We start from the raw sequence: 17,759 nt of genomic DNA, 5'->3' as shown, positions 1-17,759 counted from the left end.
GCCTCCGTTAATGGAACGATTTATGGCTGTAGTGAAGTAGTCATAAGATAGCTTAAGTTTTCCAGTCCAAGACTTTCATAAAAAGCACGTGCTTTTTCGTTAAATGCCCATACGGTAAGCTGGAGGTCATTTGCTCCTTTTTGTACAGCCCACTGTTTCGTAGCAGAAAAAAGACCTTTTCCTACCCCATAATTTTGAAAGCCTTTTTTTACACCAAAATATTGGATGTATGCTGTGTAGGAAAGCGGAGCTAACGTGGTGGGAGGGTTATATTTTAATTCAACAACAGACGCTCCAATAATTTGATTTCGATATTGAGCTACAAGAATATCAATGGTTGCATAATAAAGGGTAGCTTGATATTGTTCAGGAGATAAAACAGCCATTTGGTTATCAAACATAGAAGGAAGCGCATTTGCGTGGAGTTCTAGTGATTCTCCTAATATTTTATTTACTTCTGTATAATCATCTAGTTTTGCAGTGCGATAGATAATATCCATACACACTTCACCTACTTTTTAAAAGTTGTGCTTTATCATATGTAGCAACTTAGAAAATGTTAAATGAGAATGAAAACCTGAAAATTTTAAGTGAAGAACCGCACTAAACAGAGCATATATTTTATGCTCTGTTTGATGTTGTAGTTGAAGAATATATAAGGGCGAAACATTAAATTCTAGTTTCAGCAATAGCATCGCGTACTTTTTCAAGCGAATGTTTAGAGGTGTCTTTATTCGCAATCATTACATTAACATACAAAGCATCAATGAGGCTTAGCTGTCCAATTCTCGAGGCGAGAGCTTCAGATCGATATTCGGTTTCTTCTGAACTTGTATAAAGAGAAACGTCAACGTTTTGACTTAATGGAGATTTAGGAAAACCCGTGATCCCGATCGTTTTGGCACCGTTCGCTTTTGCTGTATTTAAAATGTTCATCGTGTCTTTATTTGTTCCCGAATGAGAAATCACTACCGCTACATCTTGTTTCGTCAATTGAGAAGCGGACATAAGCTGGAAATGGGAATCGATAAATGCAAACGTTTTAATTCCTGTTCGCACAAATTTATGAAAAGCATCCATAGCCACGACTGAAGAGCCTCCCGTGCCATAAAATTGAACTTTATCGGCCTTCATTAAAAGTTTGACGGCTTTTTCAATAGCATTGCCCTCTAGTATTTGTAATGTATTCTCAAGCGTTCGCACGTTGGAGCGAAAGATTTTTTCAGCGATCGTTTTTTCATTATCCGTTTCAGCAATTTCCTCGTGAATCTGCTGAATAGGCGTCATAATTTCAGCAGCCAGCGCTATTTTCATCGCCTGATAGCCCTTGAAGCCAATTCGTTTACAAAAGCGAAAGACTGTTGCATCAGCTACATTTAAATCGTCTGCTACTTCGTTAATGGTACTGTGAATAATTTGTTCCGGCTGTTCTAAAATATAATTTGCAATTTTTTTCTCTTTTTCACTGAATCTAGCATAGTGAGAACGAATTTTTCCTAAACAATTTTGCGTCATAACTGATGTTCCTTTCCACGAATTTAGTAGTAAAAAGAGTATAGCACAAAAATATGTGTGAAAAAAATTTTCTTGTAAACGATTGCAAAATGAAAAATAATTCGTATAATGGAGGTAATGTGAAATTTTTTTTCAAAGGGAGTTTATAAAATGAAAATTGGATTAATCGGTTTAGGAAAAATGGGATATAATTTATCATTAAATTTAATGGACAATCATCATGAAGTTGTAGCTTATGATGTGAATAAAGAAGCGGTAGAAAAACTTTCAAATGAAGGAGCAGCTGGTGCCTTTACTATTGAAGAGCTAGTCAACGAACTTCCCCCTTCACCTAAAGTTGTATGGGTTATGGTTCCGGCTGGAGAAGTAACGGAAAATGTGATTACAGAACTAAAAGACCTTCTGTCAGAAGGAGATATTGTAATAGATGGAGGAAACTCTAATTATAAAGAATCTGTTCGACGTGCTCAGGATCTTCAGGAAAAAGGTATTTACTTCTTTGATGTAGGGACAAGCGGCGGAATGGAAGGTGCAAGAAACGGAGCGTGTACAATGATTGGCGGAGATGCAGAAGCATTCCGTACAATTGAACCAATTTTTAGTGGTATTTGCGTAGAAAATGGATTTATGTACGCAGGCAAAAGCGGAAGCGGTCACTTTTTAAAAATGGTTCATAATGGTGTAGAATATGGAATGATGCAATCCATTGCTGAAGGATTTGAAGTTCTGGAAAAAAGTCAGTTTGATTTCGACTATGAAGCCGTAGCGCGCGTTTGGAATAACGGATCTGTCGTTCGCTCTTGGTTAATGGAACTAACGGAAAATGCGTTTTCAAAAGATCCTAAACTAGATAGTATTAAAGGAGTCATGCAGTCTTCTGGTGAAGGGAAATGGACCGTAGAGACTGCCCTTGATCTTCAAACGGCAACTCCTGTTATTGCTTTATCGCTAATGATGCGCTATCGTTCATTAGAGGAAGATACATTTACAGGAAAAGTTGTAGCAGCACTTCGAAATGAATTCGGCGGTCACGGTGTTGTAAATAAGTAAAGTAGTAAAGTAGGGGGACAGCAGCATGAGCAAAAAATATGCAATAGGTGTAGATATCGGAACAACGAGTACAAAGTCTGTATTATTTTCAGTAGACGGTACAGTCATTGCTAACCATGGGATTGAGTATCCACTATACTCGCCTACGCCCGCGATGGCTGAGCAAGATCCTGAAGAAATTTTTCAAGCAGTTGTACGTACCATTCAAACGGTTGTAAAAACAAGCGATGTAAAACCTGAGGATATTTTATGCGTTTCATTCAGCTCAGCTATGCACAGTGTTATTGCCGTTGATCAGCAGGGAAAGCCGCTGACAAAATGTATTACGTGGGCCGATAATAGAAGTGCAGAATGGACGGAAAAAATTAAAAATGAATACAACGGCCATGAGATTTATTTACGTACAGGCACGCCTATTCACCCGATGTCGCCACTTTCCAAGCTAACATGGCTTTCTAATGAACAGCCTGAATTAGTGAAGGGAACACATAAGTTTATTTCAATTAAAGAATATGTATTCTTTAAGTTGTTTAACGAATATGTGATCGACTATTCGATTGCATCAGCAACAGGTTTATTTAATCTGAAAAATCTTGCGTGGGATGAAGAAGCATTAAAAGTAGCAGGTGTGACGACAGATCAGCTATCCACTCCTGTTTCAACTATGCATCAAGTGAAAGGGCTAAACACAGAGCTTGCAGTTGAGATGCACTTACTGCCGGATACGCCCTTTATTGTAGGTGCAAGCGATGGCGTATTATCAAACTTAGGTGTAAATGCGATTGAACCAGGCGTTGTTGCAGTAACAATTGGGACAAGCGGAGCTATTCGAGCAGTCACTGACAAGCCAGTAGTCGATCCTAAAGGTCGTATTTTCTGTTATGCGTTGACAGAAGACCACTGGGTAATTGGCGGCCCTGTAAATAACGGAGGCATGATTTTTAGATGGGCTCGTGATCAATTTGGAGCGTCGGAAGTCGAAACAGCTAAACGTCTTGGAAAAGATCCATATGAAGTATTAACGGATATTGCGGCTTTAGTGAAACCTGGAGCAGACGGCTTATTGTTTCATCCATACCTGTCAGGAGAGCGTGCGCCGCTTTGGGATGCAAATGCTAAAGGTTCGTTCTTTGGCCTAGGTTTGCATCATAAAAAAGAACATATGATTCGCGCCGTATTAGAAGGCGTTATTTTTAACTTGTATACGGTATTATTGGCACTTGAAGAGTTAATTGGAGAACCTACGAAAATTCAGGCAACAGGCGGATTTGCACGTTCCGCACTTTGGCGCCAAATGATGGCAGATATTTTTAACCAAGAAGTATCCGTGCCGGAAAGCTTTGAAAGTTCATGTCTAGGAGCAGTTATTCTTGGCTTATATAGCCTTGGCGAAGTCGACTCATTAAACGTTGTTTCCGATATGGTTGGAGCGACTAATCATCATTATCCAATCAAAGAAAACAGTGAAGTATATAAAGAGTTAACGACTATCTATATTCGTTTGGCTCGTTTATTTAAAGAAGAATACGAAAGCATTACGGCTTTTCAAAAAAAATACGTACATTAAGTTCAAAAATCATCGCTTGAAGCTTTCAGGCGATGATTTTTTGTGTGTTAGGTTATCTAACAACCAAAAGAGTTAACACTACACAATATATAAAAGTTCCCTCAAATAATGTTACAATTTGTCCAGTGTATCCCTGTTTCGCATTAAATATAATAAGGAATAACGTTAGTATTTATCACATACTAGAAGGAATCGTCACAAACGCCTTTATATTTCAGAAAATTCAAATAAAATTTGTTTTTTGAAATGAACTTATTTTATGAAAAGGGGTTTTATGGATGAAAACACAAATCGAGCAAGATGGAATTGTGACGCTCACAGATGAGACGCACAATCAGCTGAGCGGCAGCGATCTTTGGAATGAAGATTTACGTCCTACTACGATGAAAGAACATTCTTGGAAAGGAGTTAACTTTGCCACGCTTTGGATTGGGATGTGTCTGTGTATTCCAGCTTACACAATGGCGAGCGGAATGATGACGCTTGGAATGAACTGGTGGCAGGCAATTGGTACAATCTTTTTAGGAAATGTAATTGTTCTTATTCCTATTTTGCTTAATTCTCACGCTGGAACCAAGTTTGGCATTCCTTATCCGGTATTTGCCCGCCTGTGGTTTGGAGATAAAGGAGCACATATCCCAGCACTGGCTAGGGCTATTGTGGCTGCTGGATGGTTTGGAATTAATACATGGATTGGAACGGAAGCAATTGATACACTGCTAAGCGCTTCATTTTCATCTTGGAATGGTTTAGCTGGTCATACAGCCATTGTATTTGCTCTCTTTTGGCTTTTAAATGTAGGAGTGGCGTATAAAGGACCGCAAGCAATTAAAGTGTTAGGAGCGATTGCTGCTCCGGTTATTGGTATTTCAGCTATTATTCTTTTTATATGGGCTTATACAAACTCAGGAGGGTGGGGACCCATTTTATCTACGCCTTCTAAATTTACATCCACCGGAGAATTTCTAGCTGTATTTTTCCCTGCTTTAACCGGAGTCATTGCATTTTGGGCGACGCTCGCTTTGAACATTCCGGATTTTTGTCGATATGCTAGAAGCCAGAAATCCCAAATGGTTGCGCAAACCTTCTCCTTGCCGTTGACGATGAGTGTTTTTTCATTTATTGGAATTGCTGTTACCTCGGCAACCATCGTTATATTCGGAGAAGCTATTTGGGATCCAGTGGCGTTAGTAGCTAAATTCCCTCCGTTTATCATTTTCTTAGGAACAATCGTTATCGTGCTTTCTTCTTTAACGATTAATGTGGGAGCAAATATTGTGGCGCCGGCCCGTGCAATTGAGAATCTGAATCCAAAGAAAATCACGTTTGCGATGGGAGCGCTAGTAACCGGTATCTTTGCTATTTTGCTTCAGCCATGGTACATCATGTCTAATTTCGGGAATTATATCTTTGGATGGCTTGGAACATACGGAGCGCTGCTTGGTCCTATAGACGGCATCGCCATTGCTGACTACTGGCTTGTAAGAAGGAGACAGATGGCATTAAAGGATTTATACGAGGTAAACGGTCGCTATAGTTATTCAACTGGTTTTAATAAAAACGGTATTTATGCATTAGTAATTGGCGTGGCCATACCTGTTTTAGGCTTACTGATTCCTGGACTGCGCTTTTTATGGGATAATGCCTGGACATTTGGTCTATTCATTTCTATCATCGCCTATACGTATCTCATGAGAGGAGATAAAAGTGTATTAGCGCCGGGAGAATATGAAGAAATAACGTTAAAAACAAGCGAAAAACCAATTATCGACAGTCAAACCGCTGATCCCACCATCACTAAATAAATAAGATAAATCCAATCATTAACATGATTGGATTTTTTTATGAGTTGAAACTCTATGGAAGAAAATTGATAAAATTTTTTTGAGTTTTTTTATTGATTTAAGAATTTTTTTTTCATATAATTTAAGTAATAAAAAGATGAAATCGTTTTCTGATTTAATTAATGTAAACGATTTCGATAATTAAAACGTATTTTTTAAAAAATTAACAGGTTTAGAGCTTTTTTGCTACATAAAGAAAGCGTTTACTTAAGGGGAAGGTGGAAAGCAAGATGGATGCATACTTATTAGCTATTACGGTTGTCGCAATTGTTATTGTTATTGTAGGTGTTTCAGTTTTTAAATGGCATGCGTTTATCAGTTTAACGGTTGCGAGTTTGTTTTTAGCAATTGCTTCTGGGTTATCAATGGATAAAATTGTTGCCGCTTACGAAACGGGAGTGGGCGGTGTTTTAGGACACTTAGTAGGAATTTTAGCACTGGGAACAATTTTAGGTAAGCTGATGGCTGATTCAGGCGCTGGCATGCAGGTAGCGGATTATTTTGTAAGAATATTCGGTGTGAAAAGATTGCCGTGGGCAATGCTAGTAGCAGGTTTCATTATTGGTATTCCTGTTTTCTTCGAAGTAGGAATTTTAATCTTACTGCCTTTAGTTATTTCGATTCATAAAACAACAAAACAAAATATATTATTGATTGCTCTGCCAGTTATTGCAGGATTATCAATTGTTCACGGTCTCGTTCCTCCTCATCCGGGAGCGATGGCAGCTATTAGTATTTACGGAGCAAATACGGGGAAAGTGCTTTTATACGCGTTAATCATTTCAATTCCAGCAGCAGTTATCGCTGGACCAGTTTTTGCAAAATGGGTTAACAAACGAGTAATTCCAGAAGGAGAGCCGGATTTAATTCGTATCACGACAACATCTAAAGATCTTCCTGGTACAGGCGTTTCATTCTTTGTTATTTTACTTCCTGTTTTATTAATGGTTTTAGCAGCAATAGTGCCTATTATTAACGGATTGCCAAGCGGCGTAGTGAAGTTTGTAGAATTAATAGGAAGTCCATTAATTGCACTTTTAATTTCTTGTTTTGCAGCGTTTTACCTGCTTGGAAAACGTCAAGGTATGACAAAAGATGTGATTAAAAAACTAACGGAAGAATGCTTGCTTCCTGTAGGATCTATTGTCTTGATTATTGGTGCAGGCGGTGGCTTCAAACAAGTATTAATCGATAGTGGAGTAGGTACAACGATTGGTCAAATGTCTGAACATCTATCTCTATCACCACTTGTACTTGCATTTTTAATTGCTGGATTAATCCGTATCGCTACAGGTTCAGCAACAGTTGCATTAACAACAGCGGCGGGTATTGTTTCACCGATCATTGAGCACATGTCTGGTGTTAATTTAGAACTTCTGGTTATTGTTACGGGCGCGGGTTCACTAATGTTCTCTCACGTTAATGATGCTGGATTCTGGATGGTGAAGGAGTATTTAGGATTAACAGTAAAAGAAACGTTCAAAACATGGACTGTTCTGGAAACGCTTCTATCCTTTATTGCTTTTGCAGGAGCACTTATTCTAAATGCAATAATCTAAAAATAAGACTCTTTTACTCTATGTAAAAGAGTCTTATTTTTTTATGAAAGAAAAGAATTTACTAGAAAAATAATCAAAATATTTTATTTATTCGTTAAATTATGGCAAAATAGAAATAGAAGAACAATAGCTTCTAAGAAGGGAATGACAGAGAGTGAGTAATCAACTAGTATTTTTCACAAACTTTTCAGAAGGAAAATTAGATTCAGACGTTTCTTGGTATTGTCCACCAGCTCAATTTCAAATTGATACGGAAACGAATCGATTAGTGATTAAAACAGACGCTAAAACAGATTTTTGGCAGCGTACTCATTATGGCTTTGAAGCGGACAATGGACACTTTCTTTATCGTGAAGTAGAAGGCGACTTTGAAATCATGACAAAGGTGCATACATATCCAGTTAATCGCTACGATCAAGCAGGTCTCATGATTCGTGTATCAAAAGATACGTGGATCAAAACGTCAGTTGAATACAATCCCGATGGCCCTAACCAATTAGGAGCAGTCGTAACCAACCAGGGCTTCTCAGATTGGTCCAGTCAAAATTTTACTCAAAACAAATCAGCGCTTTATTTTAAAATTCAGCGCAAAAATGATGATTACACCGTTTGTTATTCAAGTGATGGAGATTCCTGGACTCAGCTCCGAATCGCTCACTTATTGCACTCATCCAAAGAACCTGTTCAAGTTGGGATTTACGCTTGTAGTCCTCAAGGAGAAGGATATGAGGCCCAATTTGATTTTATAAAAGTAGAAAAGCTTTAAACGAAAACCACGATTTAGTCACAGTTAAATCGTGGTTTTTATTTAGAGAGCACATTATCTAAAGGCTGTGTGGCAGCAGTGGGTGTCGATTGATTGTGTAAAGCAATTTTTTGTTTGAAATAGCTGATGACAAACCCTGTAATCGCAATGGACATAAAAGAGAAAATTCCTTTTGAAAATCCAATTGAATACATGCTCGACAGCACGACGAGGAAATCAAATGAAAAATTCACTTTTCCAGGATCCCAACCGAATTTTCGCTGCGCGAATAACGCTAGAATATTAGCACCCCCAAGAGAAGCTCCGTTCATAAATAAAATGGATAAGCCAAGACCGGCAATTAGTCCGCCCGTAACAGCACCCATCAGGCTGGGAAGTGTAAAAGCAGGAAGCAAGTGATCGAGTGAAGTGAGAAGTGATAGCAAAGACACTGATCCTATAGTTGTGACGGTAAATTTCCATCCCATTTGAAAGAAGGAAAAGAGATAAAAAGGAATATTAATGAGAAAAAAAATCACCGCAAACGACAAAGGAAGGGCATATGATAAGCTAAGAGACAGACCAGCTGTTCCCCCCGTCACTACGTGAGAGTGCCGCAAAATAAGAACACCAATACTTGCAATCGTACATCCAAGAATAATCCATAAAACTTTTTTCATAAATAAACCCCTTTGTTTGTTTTTTCGGAATTTTCATTTTCAATTATCTACTTTAATGATAGGATATTAAATAAAGAAAACACATGTATAAATGAAGGAAATAATACTTGTTCTGTTATCAACTTGAATAAAGATTTTATTTATTATATTCATTTTGAAAGGAAAGGTTTGTATGGATCAAATCGATGTACAATTATTGTCTATTTTGCAAAGAGACGGGCGTATGACGATTAGTGATTTATCAAAAAAGCTGGCTCTTAGCCGTCCAAGCGTATCAGAAAGGCTGCAGCGCCTTCAGGAACGAGGAGTGATACAGCGTTTCAGCGCTACGGTGTCTCCGAAAGCTTTAGGGAGAGATACACAGCTGTTTATTCAAGTAAGCGAATTAAAAAGAAAACCAGAGGAATTTGAAGACTTTATTGAGCAAAATGAAGATGTGCTTGAATGTCATCGCGTAACGGGACCGGTTTCTTATTTTATCAAAGCAGCCGTGTCTGGAATGGATGGACTTAGAATGCTCGTGGATGAACTGATTCCTTATGGAAATGTGAATACCTCAATTATTTTAAAGTCGCCTGTAGAAAACAGGATGATTACTCCTATACAAAAACCGACCCCATAAGAGGCCGGTTTTTTGTGTAAGGACATATTAATAAAACCCTTTAATAATATAAAAATGATTTTGCAAAATATCAGGAACTTCTTCTTCTGAAACGTTTCTTTTCGTCTTTTTTCCGCTGTCTGTTACAGTTAGTGTTTCACCAGAGAGGGTAATTCGCCCTGTAGGTGTTGCGATCGTAACAAGGCGTTTGTGTACAAACGGAGAATCAGCTGACGTTTGATTGAACTCACACATGGGAGTAAAGTCTGTCAGTTTCTTAGGAAGCGTAGACACACGGTACAGCGTTTTCCATACATCATCTTCCCATCGCTGCAAATCATACATATGCTCAGCAACGTTTGTCATACGATAAGAGCCGCTTACATCTCTTACTACTTCGCCATTTAAAGGCATTGGCTTGCGAACAGAATCTCCAAATCCAACGTCTACGATATAAGACTGATTTTTAACTGTCACAAGGTTTGTAGCGTGACTTCCTTCAATGGTCCACGTGCCATCGGGTTTTTTGACGGTAGCTGAAACGTACGAGACTTCATAACCGCTTTCTTTTAACAGCCAGCCAAATAAACCGTTTAATTCGTAGCAAAATCCTCCGCGCAAATTTACAATTACTTTTTGAAAGATCCGTTCTAAATCAATGATAATAGGAGTTTGAGACAAAACGTCTAAGTTCTCAAACGGAACATGAAGCATATGCTTGTTCTGTAAAGCAGCTAAGTTTTCATACGTTGGACTATCCGGTTTCTTAGCTAAAAACCGACTAAAATAATAATTAATATTCATCAAATACACCTCTTAGTGAATCATTTCTCTTTGTCTTTAAGCTTAGCAGAATATTCATGTAACAGCGTTTTTTTAATGGTTTCTTTGGAAGCAAATTCTTTCAATCTCAGCTTTTTGTTCTTTACTGACTTCTCTTAAAGGATTAGTGGCTAGAAAACATAGTGGACAGACAAAATCAAAATAAAATTCAGCGTGTGCTTTCATCCCGTCATGCTCCTTTATGGCATGTTTTTAGTTTATCAAAAGTAAAGACGGTTCTTCCAACTTGGGGACTGTGGAAAAATAGTTGACAAAATTGGATAACTCTTTCTATAATATAGTCAATACATATTACGAGCGATTAGTTCAGTGGGAGAATACATCCTTGACAGGGATGGGGTCGGGGGTTCGAATCCCTCATCGCTCATACCAAAGCCGTTTTCTTATTAATAAGAGAGCGGCTTTTTCACTTTCTTCATTGGTTTAGGAAGAATGCCACATTGTAAATCGTAATCATTACGTTTATAATAATTAAAACTAAATAAGTAAAACTATGATTTGTTTTAAAGTTGAAGGGTGGAGTGACCATGAATGAAAAGATGATGGAGGTTTTTGCAAGAGATATAATTGCTTCTCTTCCTTTTAACAAGCGAATGCTATATCAATTCATTGAGGGAGTCGAAGATCGTTTAGCGCAAAAAGCTGAGACGAAAAAACAGTTTTTAACACTCCTTAAACAGCAGTCTCCTCACCACCAAGCAGCTGAACGTTTTGGGATGAGCATTTACGAAACGGTTGCTTTAATGCACGAGATTGAAGACGAAATTAGTGAAAAGCTAGAAAAGAAATTAGATAAATACAAGTGGATAGATTGTACGGATTATGCTACATATTCAAAACAAACTATTAACAGTGCGCGCTATTATCTTATTATTTCTTAGTTAGTTTACTGATTTTGTATATTGTAGGTGTATGAACTGAAAATAAGTTGGACTTTAAAAATGAGTGTATATTCAAAAGCGGCTGATGTGATTTGAAATTTTGAGCGCGTATAGAAGAATTAAAGTATAATGAAACATAGTGCATCAGGTCATGATAAAGATAATCACTAATTTAAAATAAATGAGGGTACAAAATGAATCAAAGAAGTTTTAGTCAATACGGTCTTAGTGACAAGGTAGCTAAGGCACTTTCTAGCCTGCAATACAATCATCCTACGGAAGTACAAAGCAAGGTGCTTCCCATCGCGCTAGAAGAAAGAGATGTTGTCGTGAAGTCTCAAACAGGAAGTGGAAAAACGGCTTCCTTTGGCATTCCACTGTGTGAATTAGTTAATTGGGAAGAAAATAAGCCCCAGGCCTTAGTGTTAACGCCTACACGAGAGCTGGCTGCACAGGTAAAAGAAGATATTACCAATATCGGCCGTTTTAAGAGAATTAAAGCAGCAGCTGTCTATGGAAAATCACCATTTGCCAAGCAAAAAGTAGAATTAAAGCAAAAAACACATATTGTCGTGGGAACGCCTGGACGAGTGCTTGATCATATAGAAAAAGAAACGCTTGCATTAGAGAAAATTCGTTATTTGGTTATTGATGAAGCAGACGAAATGCTAAATATGGGTTTTATTGATCAAGTGGAAGCAATTATTCAACATCTTCCTAGTGAGCGTGTAACGATGCTTTTCTCGGCTACGCTTCCTGAAGATATTGAAGAGCTGTCTCGCAAATATATGAAGAAGCCGGTTGATGTTGAAATCAAAGCGAACGGATTAACAACAAGCACGATTGACCATTCTGTTATAACAGTACAAAATGAACGTAAATTTGAACTGCTGAAAGACGTAACTACAGTAGAAAATCCAGACAGCTGCATCATTTTTTGCCGCACGCAAGAGCAGGTAAATACGCTGTTAGATGATTTAGATGATCTTGGATATCCTTGTGATAAAATTCATGGGGCAATGGTGCAAGAAGACCGTTTTGAGGTTATGAATGATTTCAAAAAAGGGAAATTCCGCTATTTAGTAGCAACAGATGTAGCTGCGAGAGGAATTGATATTGATAATATCACGCACGTTATTAACTATGACCTTCCGTTGGAAAAAGAAAGCTACGTTCACCGTACGGGAAGAACGGGACGTGCCGGTAAAAAAGGGAAGGCTATCACATTTGTAACGCCTTATGAAGAGAGAATGCTATCGGAAATTGAAGAATATATTGGTTTTTCGATTCCAGTATCTACTCCTCCTTCTAAAGAAGAAGTACAGCAGGCAGCATTCGCTTTTAATGAAAAAATTAATGAGCGTCCAGAAGTTAAAAAAGATAAAAGCGAGTCATTAAATAAAGACATTATGAAGCTGTATTTTAACGGAGGAAAGAAAAAGAAAATTCGAGCGGTCGATTTTGTAGGAACAATCGCAAAATTAGACGGAGTAACCGCAGACGATATTGGAATTATTACGATTCAAGAAAATGTCTCGTATGTAGAGATTCTGAATGGAAAAGGTCCCAAAGTGTTGCAAGCAATGAAAAACAAAACAATTAAAGGAAAGAAATTAAAAGTTCATAAAGCGATTAAATAATAAAGGAAAGTCCATCTTTTTAAAGATGGGCTTTATTTATACAGCCAATAAAGGAGTTGAGAGTATGAAGTACATAAAAGAAGCGTGTGTAGAAGGGTATGAGCAGGCAAAAAAAGCGGAAAAGCTAGGAGCAGACCGCATTGAATTATGTGACAATCTCAGTCAAGGAGGCACTACGCCAAGTTACGGCACCATTCAACATGCAAGTGAACACCTTGATACAGATATCAACGTGATTATTCGCCCAAGAAGCGGTGATTTTTTATATTCCGAAGCAGAATTTCAAATTATGAAAAAAGACGTTAAAGCATGTAAAGACCTTGGAGTAAACGGAGTAGTATTCGGCATATTAACAGAAAAAAATGAAATCGATCACGGACGCACTAAAGAATTAATAGCAGAAGCTCGTCCTTTAAGCGTTACGTTTCATATGGCATTTGATGAGATTAAAGATAAATACAAAGCCATTGATATACTTAGTGAAATGGGAGCAGACCGCATTTTGACCAAAGGTGGGAAAGGGTCTGCTTTGCAAAACTTGCAGGTGATCCGAGAACTGATCACATACGCCAATGACCGTCTTATTATTTTGCCCGGCGGAGGAATTCATGAAGGCAACGCAGATCGGGTTATAAAAGACACACAGGCGACTGAATTACACGGAACAAAAATTGTAGGAGATTTATCGGATTAAATAAAAAGAGGCTGGGACAAAAGTATGTTAGTCAAAGTGAAAAACGAACCACTAATCAACATGTTTGATTGGTGGTTCGTTTTTTTGTGATGGTAAATATAGTTTTATGTGTTTCGTTCCTTCTAGCAGGTGATTGGAGGGCAAGGCGAAGACTCCTGCGGGAACAGCGCCCGCCCGCGGAAAGCGAAGCCTTGCACGGAAATCAACTGCGGTGTCATAAGCAGTCCAGCTCATCTATCTCACTTGTTCATCTTTAGGTTGGATCCATTTCGTTATGTCTCAACCTCTTTTATTTTGATGTGTTTTCTTTTGATGCTAAGCTGCTCGTCATTTTGGTACGCTGAAAGAAAAACGAACCTACGACGAGTAAAGCAATTAAAAGAGTTAAAAAGAACTGCGAACGCAATGAATCAATAAATGCCATGGCAATAAAGATACTAGTGATGGCAAGGATTGTAGCGTAAGTTAAGTAAGGAAACAACCACATTTTAATTTTTAATGCTTCAGGGTTTTCTTTTTCATATTTTTTTCTCATTTTAATTTGTGAAAATGCAATAACGAGGTACACAAGAAGGGCTACGCCGCCTGATGCATTCACTAAGAACAAAAAGATTTTATCTGGCGAAATATAGTTAAAGATGACGCTGATGTACGAAATAACTGTACATGCTAATATCGCGCTAACCGGTACGCCTTTTTTATTTAATTTTGAAAAGCTTTTTGGCGCATTACCATTTTGAGACATGGAAAACAGCATACGAGAGCTTGTATACAAACCAGAATTCAGACAAGAAAGGACAGCTGTTAAAATAATAAAGTTCATAATTTGAGCGGCGGCCGGTATGTTTACTAATTCAAGAATAGAGACAAATGGGCTTTTCATTAGGCTTGATGAATTCCACGGAAGAACGGTTACTAAAATAAAAATAGATCCTAAATAGAAAAATAAAATACGATAAATAACGGTATTGGTCGCAATGGTAATGGCTTTTTCAGGTTGAGAAGATTCACCTGCCGCGGTTGCAACAATTTCTGTTCCCATAAAGGAGAACATGACAAGGGCGATTCCTAAAAATACAGAGCTAATTCCATTCGGTAAAAAGCCGCCTTTATGCAAAAGATTGGAAGTGCCGGGAGAATCAATTCCTGGAATGAATCCACAAATAATAGCAATACCTAAAAATAAAAAAAGAACGATACTGACAACTTTAATGAGAGAAAACCAATATTCAAATTCTCCGAAAGATTTAACAGAGTACAGATTGGTCATCGTTAATAAAAAAGTAAGAGTCAGACTAACTCCCCAAGACGGTAAAGACGGGAACCAGTATTGAATAATATTTGCACCTGCAATGGCTTCAACAGCAATAACGATAACCCAGAAAAACCAGTAGAGCCAGCCAATTGTGTAGCCGGCCCAAGGGCCTAATGCCTCTTTTGCATAAGTGGAAAACGAACCGCTGGAAGGATTTGCAGTAGACATTTCTCCAAGCATTCGCATGACTAAAATAACGAGTAAACCAGCAAATGCGTACGAAAAAATAGAGCCGGGTCCAGCGGTGTTAATGAGTGATCCGCTTCCAATAAACAATCCAGCGCCAATAATTCCTCCAAGAGAAATCATGGTGATATGCCGGATCTTTAACTCTTTTTTTAACTGTGGCTGTGGATGGCTGTTCATTTGTAACCTCCTATATAACCTGAATTTTTAGTTAATACGGAGAATTATAGTATGTTATAAGGTGCAAGGACAGGATGTTGTTAGAAGTTCTTTCATATAAAAAAACGGATATGAATGGTTGCATTCATATCCGGCTTACTCTGACACAGACATTCATTATGCGTAGAAAGTACCTGATTAGCGCCTTTTTTCTTTATTATAATAAGCAATGCAGATGAATTTTTTATGAATGGTAGCTGAAAATAAGCTGAATGATTGTTTTAGATACGTTAATCAAAAGAGATATACATCCGATTAAAGGATAATATGGAATGATATTCAAACTCTCCGTAAAGCACTAAATGCGGGTTTTCCTTTCTGAAAACGGGTATATATAGTAGTAAGAAGTTCATTCTTTTGCTAAGTATAAAAGAAAGATGTGCGATAGAAACAGGAGGTTATAAATAATGAAACATGTTGAAGTAGTAGAAAACGGAGCGAATATTAACGAAGCAGTTAATCAATTTGCAGATAAAGGTTTTGAGAAAAATGAAGTATACGTGTTTACCTATGACAAGGAAAATTCTAAAAATTTAACAGAAGTAACGGACACAAATATTATTCGACTGTCTGAAGAAGGTCCTTTACATTCAGCAGCGAGTTTATTTTTAACAAGAGAAGATGAGCTTCGAACAAAAATGGCTGCGCTAGGTTTATCAAAAGACGAAACAAAAAAATATGAAGAAGAGTTAAAGAAAGGCAGTGCGATTGTAGTGGCTGCTACGGGAGAAAGAAAAGACGTTTAATTAGGGCAAAAGTAGTTTAGTTAAAGTAAGATTCGAACGCGGTTGATTCTCTATCAAGAATCAGCCGCGTTCGGATTTTTTTGTGGGGACGGTGTAACAAGTGATCTATACGAGCTCCTTTATTCCATTTGTTCGTCTTTAAATTCACTCGATTTCGTTATGTCTCACACTCTTTTTTGTTTTTTCCAATATATGATTGATAAAACTAATGGTATTAGTTAAAATAAAAACTAATACCATTAGTTTTTATTTTGATAATAGGGGATGAGGAAATGAGAATAGTTCGTGAGAAAATGTTGTATCAATTGACGTTTTTGCCTCGGTTTTTTCCAGTGAATTGTTATTTAGTCGAAGAGAAAGACAGTCTTACGTTAATTGATGCGGCTCTTCCTTACAGCGCGTCAGGTATTTTGAAAGCTGCAGATCAAATTGGAAAACCGATTACTCGAATTGTTTTTACTCATACTCATGAAGATCACATCGGAGCGATTGATAATGTGAAGAAAAGTTTGCCGAATGCTTCTGTTTATATGTCGCAAAGAGATTATCGATTATTTTCAGGAGACTTCACACTCAATTCTGAAGAACCTCAAAACCCAATCCGTGGAGGAATACCAAAACTAGGAAAGATTTCAACTAAAATTGATCATTTCATCGAAGAAGAGTCTTATATAGGCTCACTTGCCCCTATTTTTACACCTGGACATACACCTGGGTCTATGTCTTTTTTAGACCAGAGAACGAACGCATTAATTGCGGGAGATTCTTTCCAAGTGCGGGGAGGAGTTGCCGTATCAGGTCAGTTAAAACCGCTGTTTCCGTTTCCTGCCTTTGGAACGTGGAGCAAAGAGCTAGCGCTTAAAAGTGCAGAAAAGCTATATGAATTAAACCCGTCACTTCTTGCTGTTGGACACGGAAGAATGCTTTCTCAACCGCTAAAAATGATGGAAAAAGCAATACAACAAGCAAAAGTAAAAATAGAAAAGAGGAGATGAAGGGATGTCGCCACGACAAGGACTAGATTTCAAAAAGGTTATTCAAACAGGTGAAAATTTGGCCAATCGTGAAGGGTTTTATGCTGTTACAATTGCTTCATTAGCCAAAGAATTAGATGTTCGCCCTCCGTCTTTGTATAATCATATAAAAGGGTTAGAAGAGCTGCGCAAAGAACTGGCTTTAAGCGGACTGCAGCAGCTACACTATCTTCTAAAAAGTGCTGTTGAACATGCTTCTGCAGAAGACGCTGTTTATCAGCTAAGTAAAGCGTACGTTTCATTTGTAAGAAAGTCTCCCGGAATATACGAAGCAACGGCAACGGTGGCACCAACGATACAGGATGAAGAAGTACAAAAAGCATCTGATAACATCGTATTTTTAGTGCTGGAGGTGTTAAAACCGTATCATCTTCCGGAAAGTGAAGCCCTTCATGCTGTTAGAAGTCTCCGCAGCATTTTACATGGATTTTCTTCTTTGGAGCAAAAAGGGGGATTTGGCATGCCGTTGAGTACTGATGAGACACTAGATTTTTTAATTCGTACGTTTGTATTGGGGCTACACCGGTATGAACAGACTCCATAAATTTCATTAATGCCACTAAGCCTAACGCTTTAATGGAAATTGAAAAAAAACAGAAAGAATGATAGATTACAAATAAAGACATTTATTCCTATTGTT

General features: G+C 37.9%; 17 protein-coding genes and 1 tRNA gene. 13 read left to right on the top strand and 5 right to left on the bottom strand.

Annotated elements, in window-relative coordinates; all coding sequences use genetic code 11:
• Nucleotides 1-20: 20 nt before the first annotated feature.
• Together ACH6EI_RS20700 and ACH6EI_RS20695 are read right to left on the bottom strand one after the other, a co-directional pair.
• Entirely contained in the window at nt 21-500 is a 480-nt protein-coding gene (locus ACH6EI_RS20700; protein WP_028412334.1) for a GNAT family N-acetyltransferase, read from the bottom strand.
• 169 nt (nt 501-669) lie between these two features.
• Nucleotides 670-1,515 carry a MurR/RpiR family transcriptional regulator gene (locus ACH6EI_RS20695; RefSeq protein WP_014461544.1) on the bottom strand — a complete coding sequence of 282 codons (846 nt, stop codon included), beginning with the start codon at nt 1,513-1,515 and terminating at the stop codon, nt 670-672.
• A gap of 150 nt (nt 1,516-1,665) precedes the next feature.
• On the opposite strand from ACH6EI_RS20695, the gene gnd reads away from it, so the two are divergent.
• The 5 genes from gnd (at nt 1,666) to ACH6EI_RS20670 (ending at nt 8,301) form a co-directional block, all read left to right on the top strand.
• Complete coding sequence (gene gnd / locus ACH6EI_RS20690; protein WP_099000221.1) at nt 1,666-2,565, top strand: phosphogluconate dehydrogenase (NAD(+)-dependent, decarboxylating); 900 nt, start codon at nt 1,666-1,668, stop codon at nt 2,563-2,565.
• Nucleotides 2,566-2,590: 25 nt separating this feature from the next.
• Nucleotides 2,591-4,132, top strand: a complete 1,542-nt coding sequence (gene gntK / locus ACH6EI_RS20685; protein WP_028412332.1) for a gluconokinase — start codon at nt 2,591-2,593, stop codon at nt 4,130-4,132.
• Nucleotides 4,133-4,410: 278 nt separating this feature from the next.
• Nucleotides 4,411-5,937, top strand: a complete 1,527-nt coding sequence (locus ACH6EI_RS20680; RefSeq protein WP_033578068.1) for an NCS1 family nucleobase:cation symporter-1 — start codon at nt 4,411-4,413, stop codon at nt 5,935-5,937.
• A gap of 269 nt (nt 5,938-6,206) precedes the next feature.
• A complete protein-coding gene (locus tag ACH6EI_RS20675; RefSeq protein WP_034269380.1) occupies nt 6,207-7,535 on the top strand; it encodes a GntT/GntP/DsdX family permease in 1,329 nt (442 codons plus the stop codon).
• 154 nt (nt 7,536-7,689) lie between these two features.
• On the top strand, nt 7,690-8,301 hold the full coding sequence (locus ACH6EI_RS20670) for a DUF1349 domain-containing protein (RefSeq protein ID WP_063248132.1): 612 nt from the start codon (nt 7,690-7,692) through the stop codon (nt 8,299-8,301).
• 38 nt (nt 8,302-8,339) lie between these two features.
• On the opposite strand, the gene ACH6EI_RS20665 is transcribed toward ACH6EI_RS20670, so the two are convergent.
• The gene (locus ACH6EI_RS20665; RefSeq protein WP_028412328.1) at nt 8,340-8,960 is read right to left on the bottom strand and encodes a YitT family protein; all 621 of its coding nucleotides are present in this window, start codon (nt 8,958-8,960) and stop codon (nt 8,340-8,342) included.
• 172 nt (nt 8,961-9,132) lie between these two features.
• Here ACH6EI_RS20665 and ACH6EI_RS20660 point away from each other — a divergent pair, with 172 nt between their 5' ends.
• The gene (locus ACH6EI_RS20660; protein WP_028412327.1) at nt 9,133-9,582 is read left to right on the top strand and encodes an Lrp/AsnC family transcriptional regulator; all 450 of its coding nucleotides are present in this window, start codon (nt 9,133-9,135) and stop codon (nt 9,580-9,582) included.
• A 27-nt stretch (nt 9,583-9,609) separates the two neighbouring features.
• Here the strand turns inward: ACH6EI_RS20660 and ACH6EI_RS20655 are convergent, their stop codons facing one another.
• On the bottom strand, nt 9,610-10,365 hold the full coding sequence (locus tag ACH6EI_RS20655; RefSeq protein WP_028412326.1) for an arylamine N-acetyltransferase family protein: 756 nt from the start codon (nt 10,363-10,365) through the stop codon (nt 9,610-9,612).
• Nucleotides 10,366-10,699: 334 nt separating this feature from the next.
• Between ACH6EI_RS20655 and ACH6EI_RS20650 the strand changes: the two genes are divergently transcribed.
• The 4 genes from ACH6EI_RS20650 to ACH6EI_RS20635 all read left to right on the top strand — a co-directional run bounded on the left by ACH6EI_RS20650 (nt 10,700) and on the right by ACH6EI_RS20635 (nt 13,619).
• Nucleotides 10,700-10,771, top strand: a tRNA-Val gene (locus ACH6EI_RS20650).
• A 160-nt stretch (nt 10,772-10,931) separates the two neighbouring features.
• Nucleotides 10,932-11,285 (top strand): hypothetical protein, encoded by a 354-nt coding sequence (locus ACH6EI_RS20645; protein ID WP_034269391.1) that lies wholly within the window; start codon nt 10,932-10,934, stop codon nt 11,283-11,285.
• 194 nt (nt 11,286-11,479) lie between these two features.
• Nucleotides 11,480-12,925: a DEAD/DEAH box helicase gene (locus ACH6EI_RS20640; protein WP_034269394.1), complete on the top strand. Its 1,446-nt coding sequence runs from the start codon at nt 11,480-11,482 to the stop codon at nt 12,923-12,925.
• Nucleotides 12,926-12,989: 64 nt separating this feature from the next.
• Nucleotides 12,990-13,619, top strand: coding sequence for a copper homeostasis protein CutC (locus ACH6EI_RS20635; RefSeq protein WP_033578077.1), 630 nt, complete (start codon nt 12,990-12,992; stop codon nt 13,617-13,619).
• Between the two features lie 289 nt (nt 13,620-13,908).
• Here ACH6EI_RS20635 and ACH6EI_RS20630 read toward each other — a convergent pair whose 3' ends face one another.
• Complete coding sequence (locus ACH6EI_RS20630) at nt 13,909-15,300, bottom strand: amino acid permease (protein ID WP_394530540.1); 1,392 nt, start codon at nt 15,298-15,300, stop codon at nt 13,909-13,911.
• 446 nt (nt 15,301-15,746) lie between these two features.
• Here ACH6EI_RS20630 and ACH6EI_RS20625 point away from each other — a divergent pair, with 446 nt between their 5' ends.
• From ACH6EI_RS20625 to ACH6EI_RS20615, 3 genes are all read left to right on the top strand, one after another.
• A complete protein-coding gene (locus ACH6EI_RS20625) occupies nt 15,747-16,085 on the top strand; it encodes a YflT domain-containing protein (RefSeq protein WP_048020044.1) in 339 nt (112 codons plus the stop codon).
• A 272-nt stretch (nt 16,086-16,357) separates the two neighbouring features.
• Nucleotides 16,358-17,080, top strand: coding sequence for an MBL fold metallo-hydrolase (locus ACH6EI_RS20620; RefSeq protein WP_028412321.1), 723 nt, complete (start codon nt 16,358-16,360; stop codon nt 17,078-17,080).
• Nucleotides 17,081-17,084: 4 nt separating this feature from the next.
• Nucleotides 17,085-17,663, top strand: a complete 579-nt coding sequence (locus ACH6EI_RS20615; RefSeq protein WP_047751634.1) for a TetR/AcrR family transcriptional regulator — start codon at nt 17,085-17,087, stop codon at nt 17,661-17,663.
• Nucleotides 17,664-17,759: the final 96 nt, after the last annotated feature.

Origin of the sequence: Priestia sp. JSM ZJ58, assembly GCF_044383985.1 — a bacterium.
Taxonomy (GTDB): Bacteria; Bacillota; Bacilli; order Bacillales; family Bacillaceae_H; genus Priestia; species Priestia zanthoxyli.
This window is presented reverse-complemented; position numbering and strand designations above follow the sequence as displayed.

Excerpts from the sequence above, each read along its gene's own strand:
- ACH6EI_RS20630 (WP_394530540.1), bottom strand. The coding sequence starts at position 15,300 with ATGAACAGCCATCCACAGCCACAGTTAAAAAAAGAGTTAAAGATCCGG.
- ACH6EI_RS20625 (WP_048020044.1), top strand. The coding sequence starts at position 15,747 with ATGAAACATGTTGAAGTAGTAGAAAACGGAGCGAATATTAACGAAGCA.
- ACH6EI_RS20615 (WP_047751634.1), top strand. The coding sequence starts at position 17,085 with ATGTCGCCACGACAAGGACTAGATTTCAAAAAGGTTATTCAAACAGGT.
- ACH6EI_RS20680 (WP_033578068.1), top strand. The coding sequence starts at position 4,411 with ATGAAAACACAAATCGAGCAAGATGGAATTGTGACGCTCACAGATGAG.
- ACH6EI_RS20655 (WP_028412326.1), bottom strand. The coding sequence starts at position 10,365 with ATGAATATTAATTATTATTTTAGTCGGTTTTTAGCTAAGAAACCGGAT.
- ACH6EI_RS20620 (WP_028412321.1), top strand. The coding sequence starts at position 16,358 with ATGAGAATAGTTCGTGAGAAAATGTTGTATCAATTGACGTTTTTGCCT.
- ACH6EI_RS20675 (WP_034269380.1), top strand. The coding sequence starts at position 6,207 with ATGGATGCATACTTATTAGCTATTACGGTTGTCGCAATTGTTATTGTT.
- ACH6EI_RS20700 (WP_028412334.1), bottom strand. The coding sequence starts at position 500 with ATGGATATTATCTATCGCACTGCAAAACTAGATGATTATACAGAAGTA.
- ACH6EI_RS20640 (WP_034269394.1), top strand. The coding sequence starts at position 11,480 with ATGAATCAAAGAAGTTTTAGTCAATACGGTCTTAGTGACAAGGTAGCT.
- ACH6EI_RS20635 (WP_033578077.1), top strand. The coding sequence starts at position 12,990 with ATGAAGTACATAAAAGAAGCGTGTGTAGAAGGGTATGAGCAGGCAAAA.
- ACH6EI_RS20660 (WP_028412327.1), top strand. The coding sequence starts at position 9,133 with ATGGATCAAATCGATGTACAATTATTGTCTATTTTGCAAAGAGACGGG.
- ACH6EI_RS20695 (WP_014461544.1), bottom strand. The coding sequence starts at position 1,515 with ATGACGCAAAATTGTTTAGGAAAAATTCGTTCTCACTATGCTAGATTC.
- gnd (WP_099000221.1), top strand. The coding sequence starts at position 1,666 with ATGAAAATTGGATTAATCGGTTTAGGAAAAATGGGATATAATTTATCA.
- ACH6EI_RS20645 (WP_034269391.1), top strand. The coding sequence starts at position 10,932 with ATGAATGAAAAGATGATGGAGGTTTTTGCAAGAGATATAATTGCTTCT.
- ACH6EI_RS20665 (WP_028412328.1), bottom strand. The coding sequence starts at position 8,960 with ATGAAAAAAGTTTTATGGATTATTCTTGGATGTACGATTGCAAGTATT.
- gntK (WP_028412332.1), top strand. The coding sequence starts at position 2,591 with ATGAGCAAAAAATATGCAATAGGTGTAGATATCGGAACAACGAGTACA.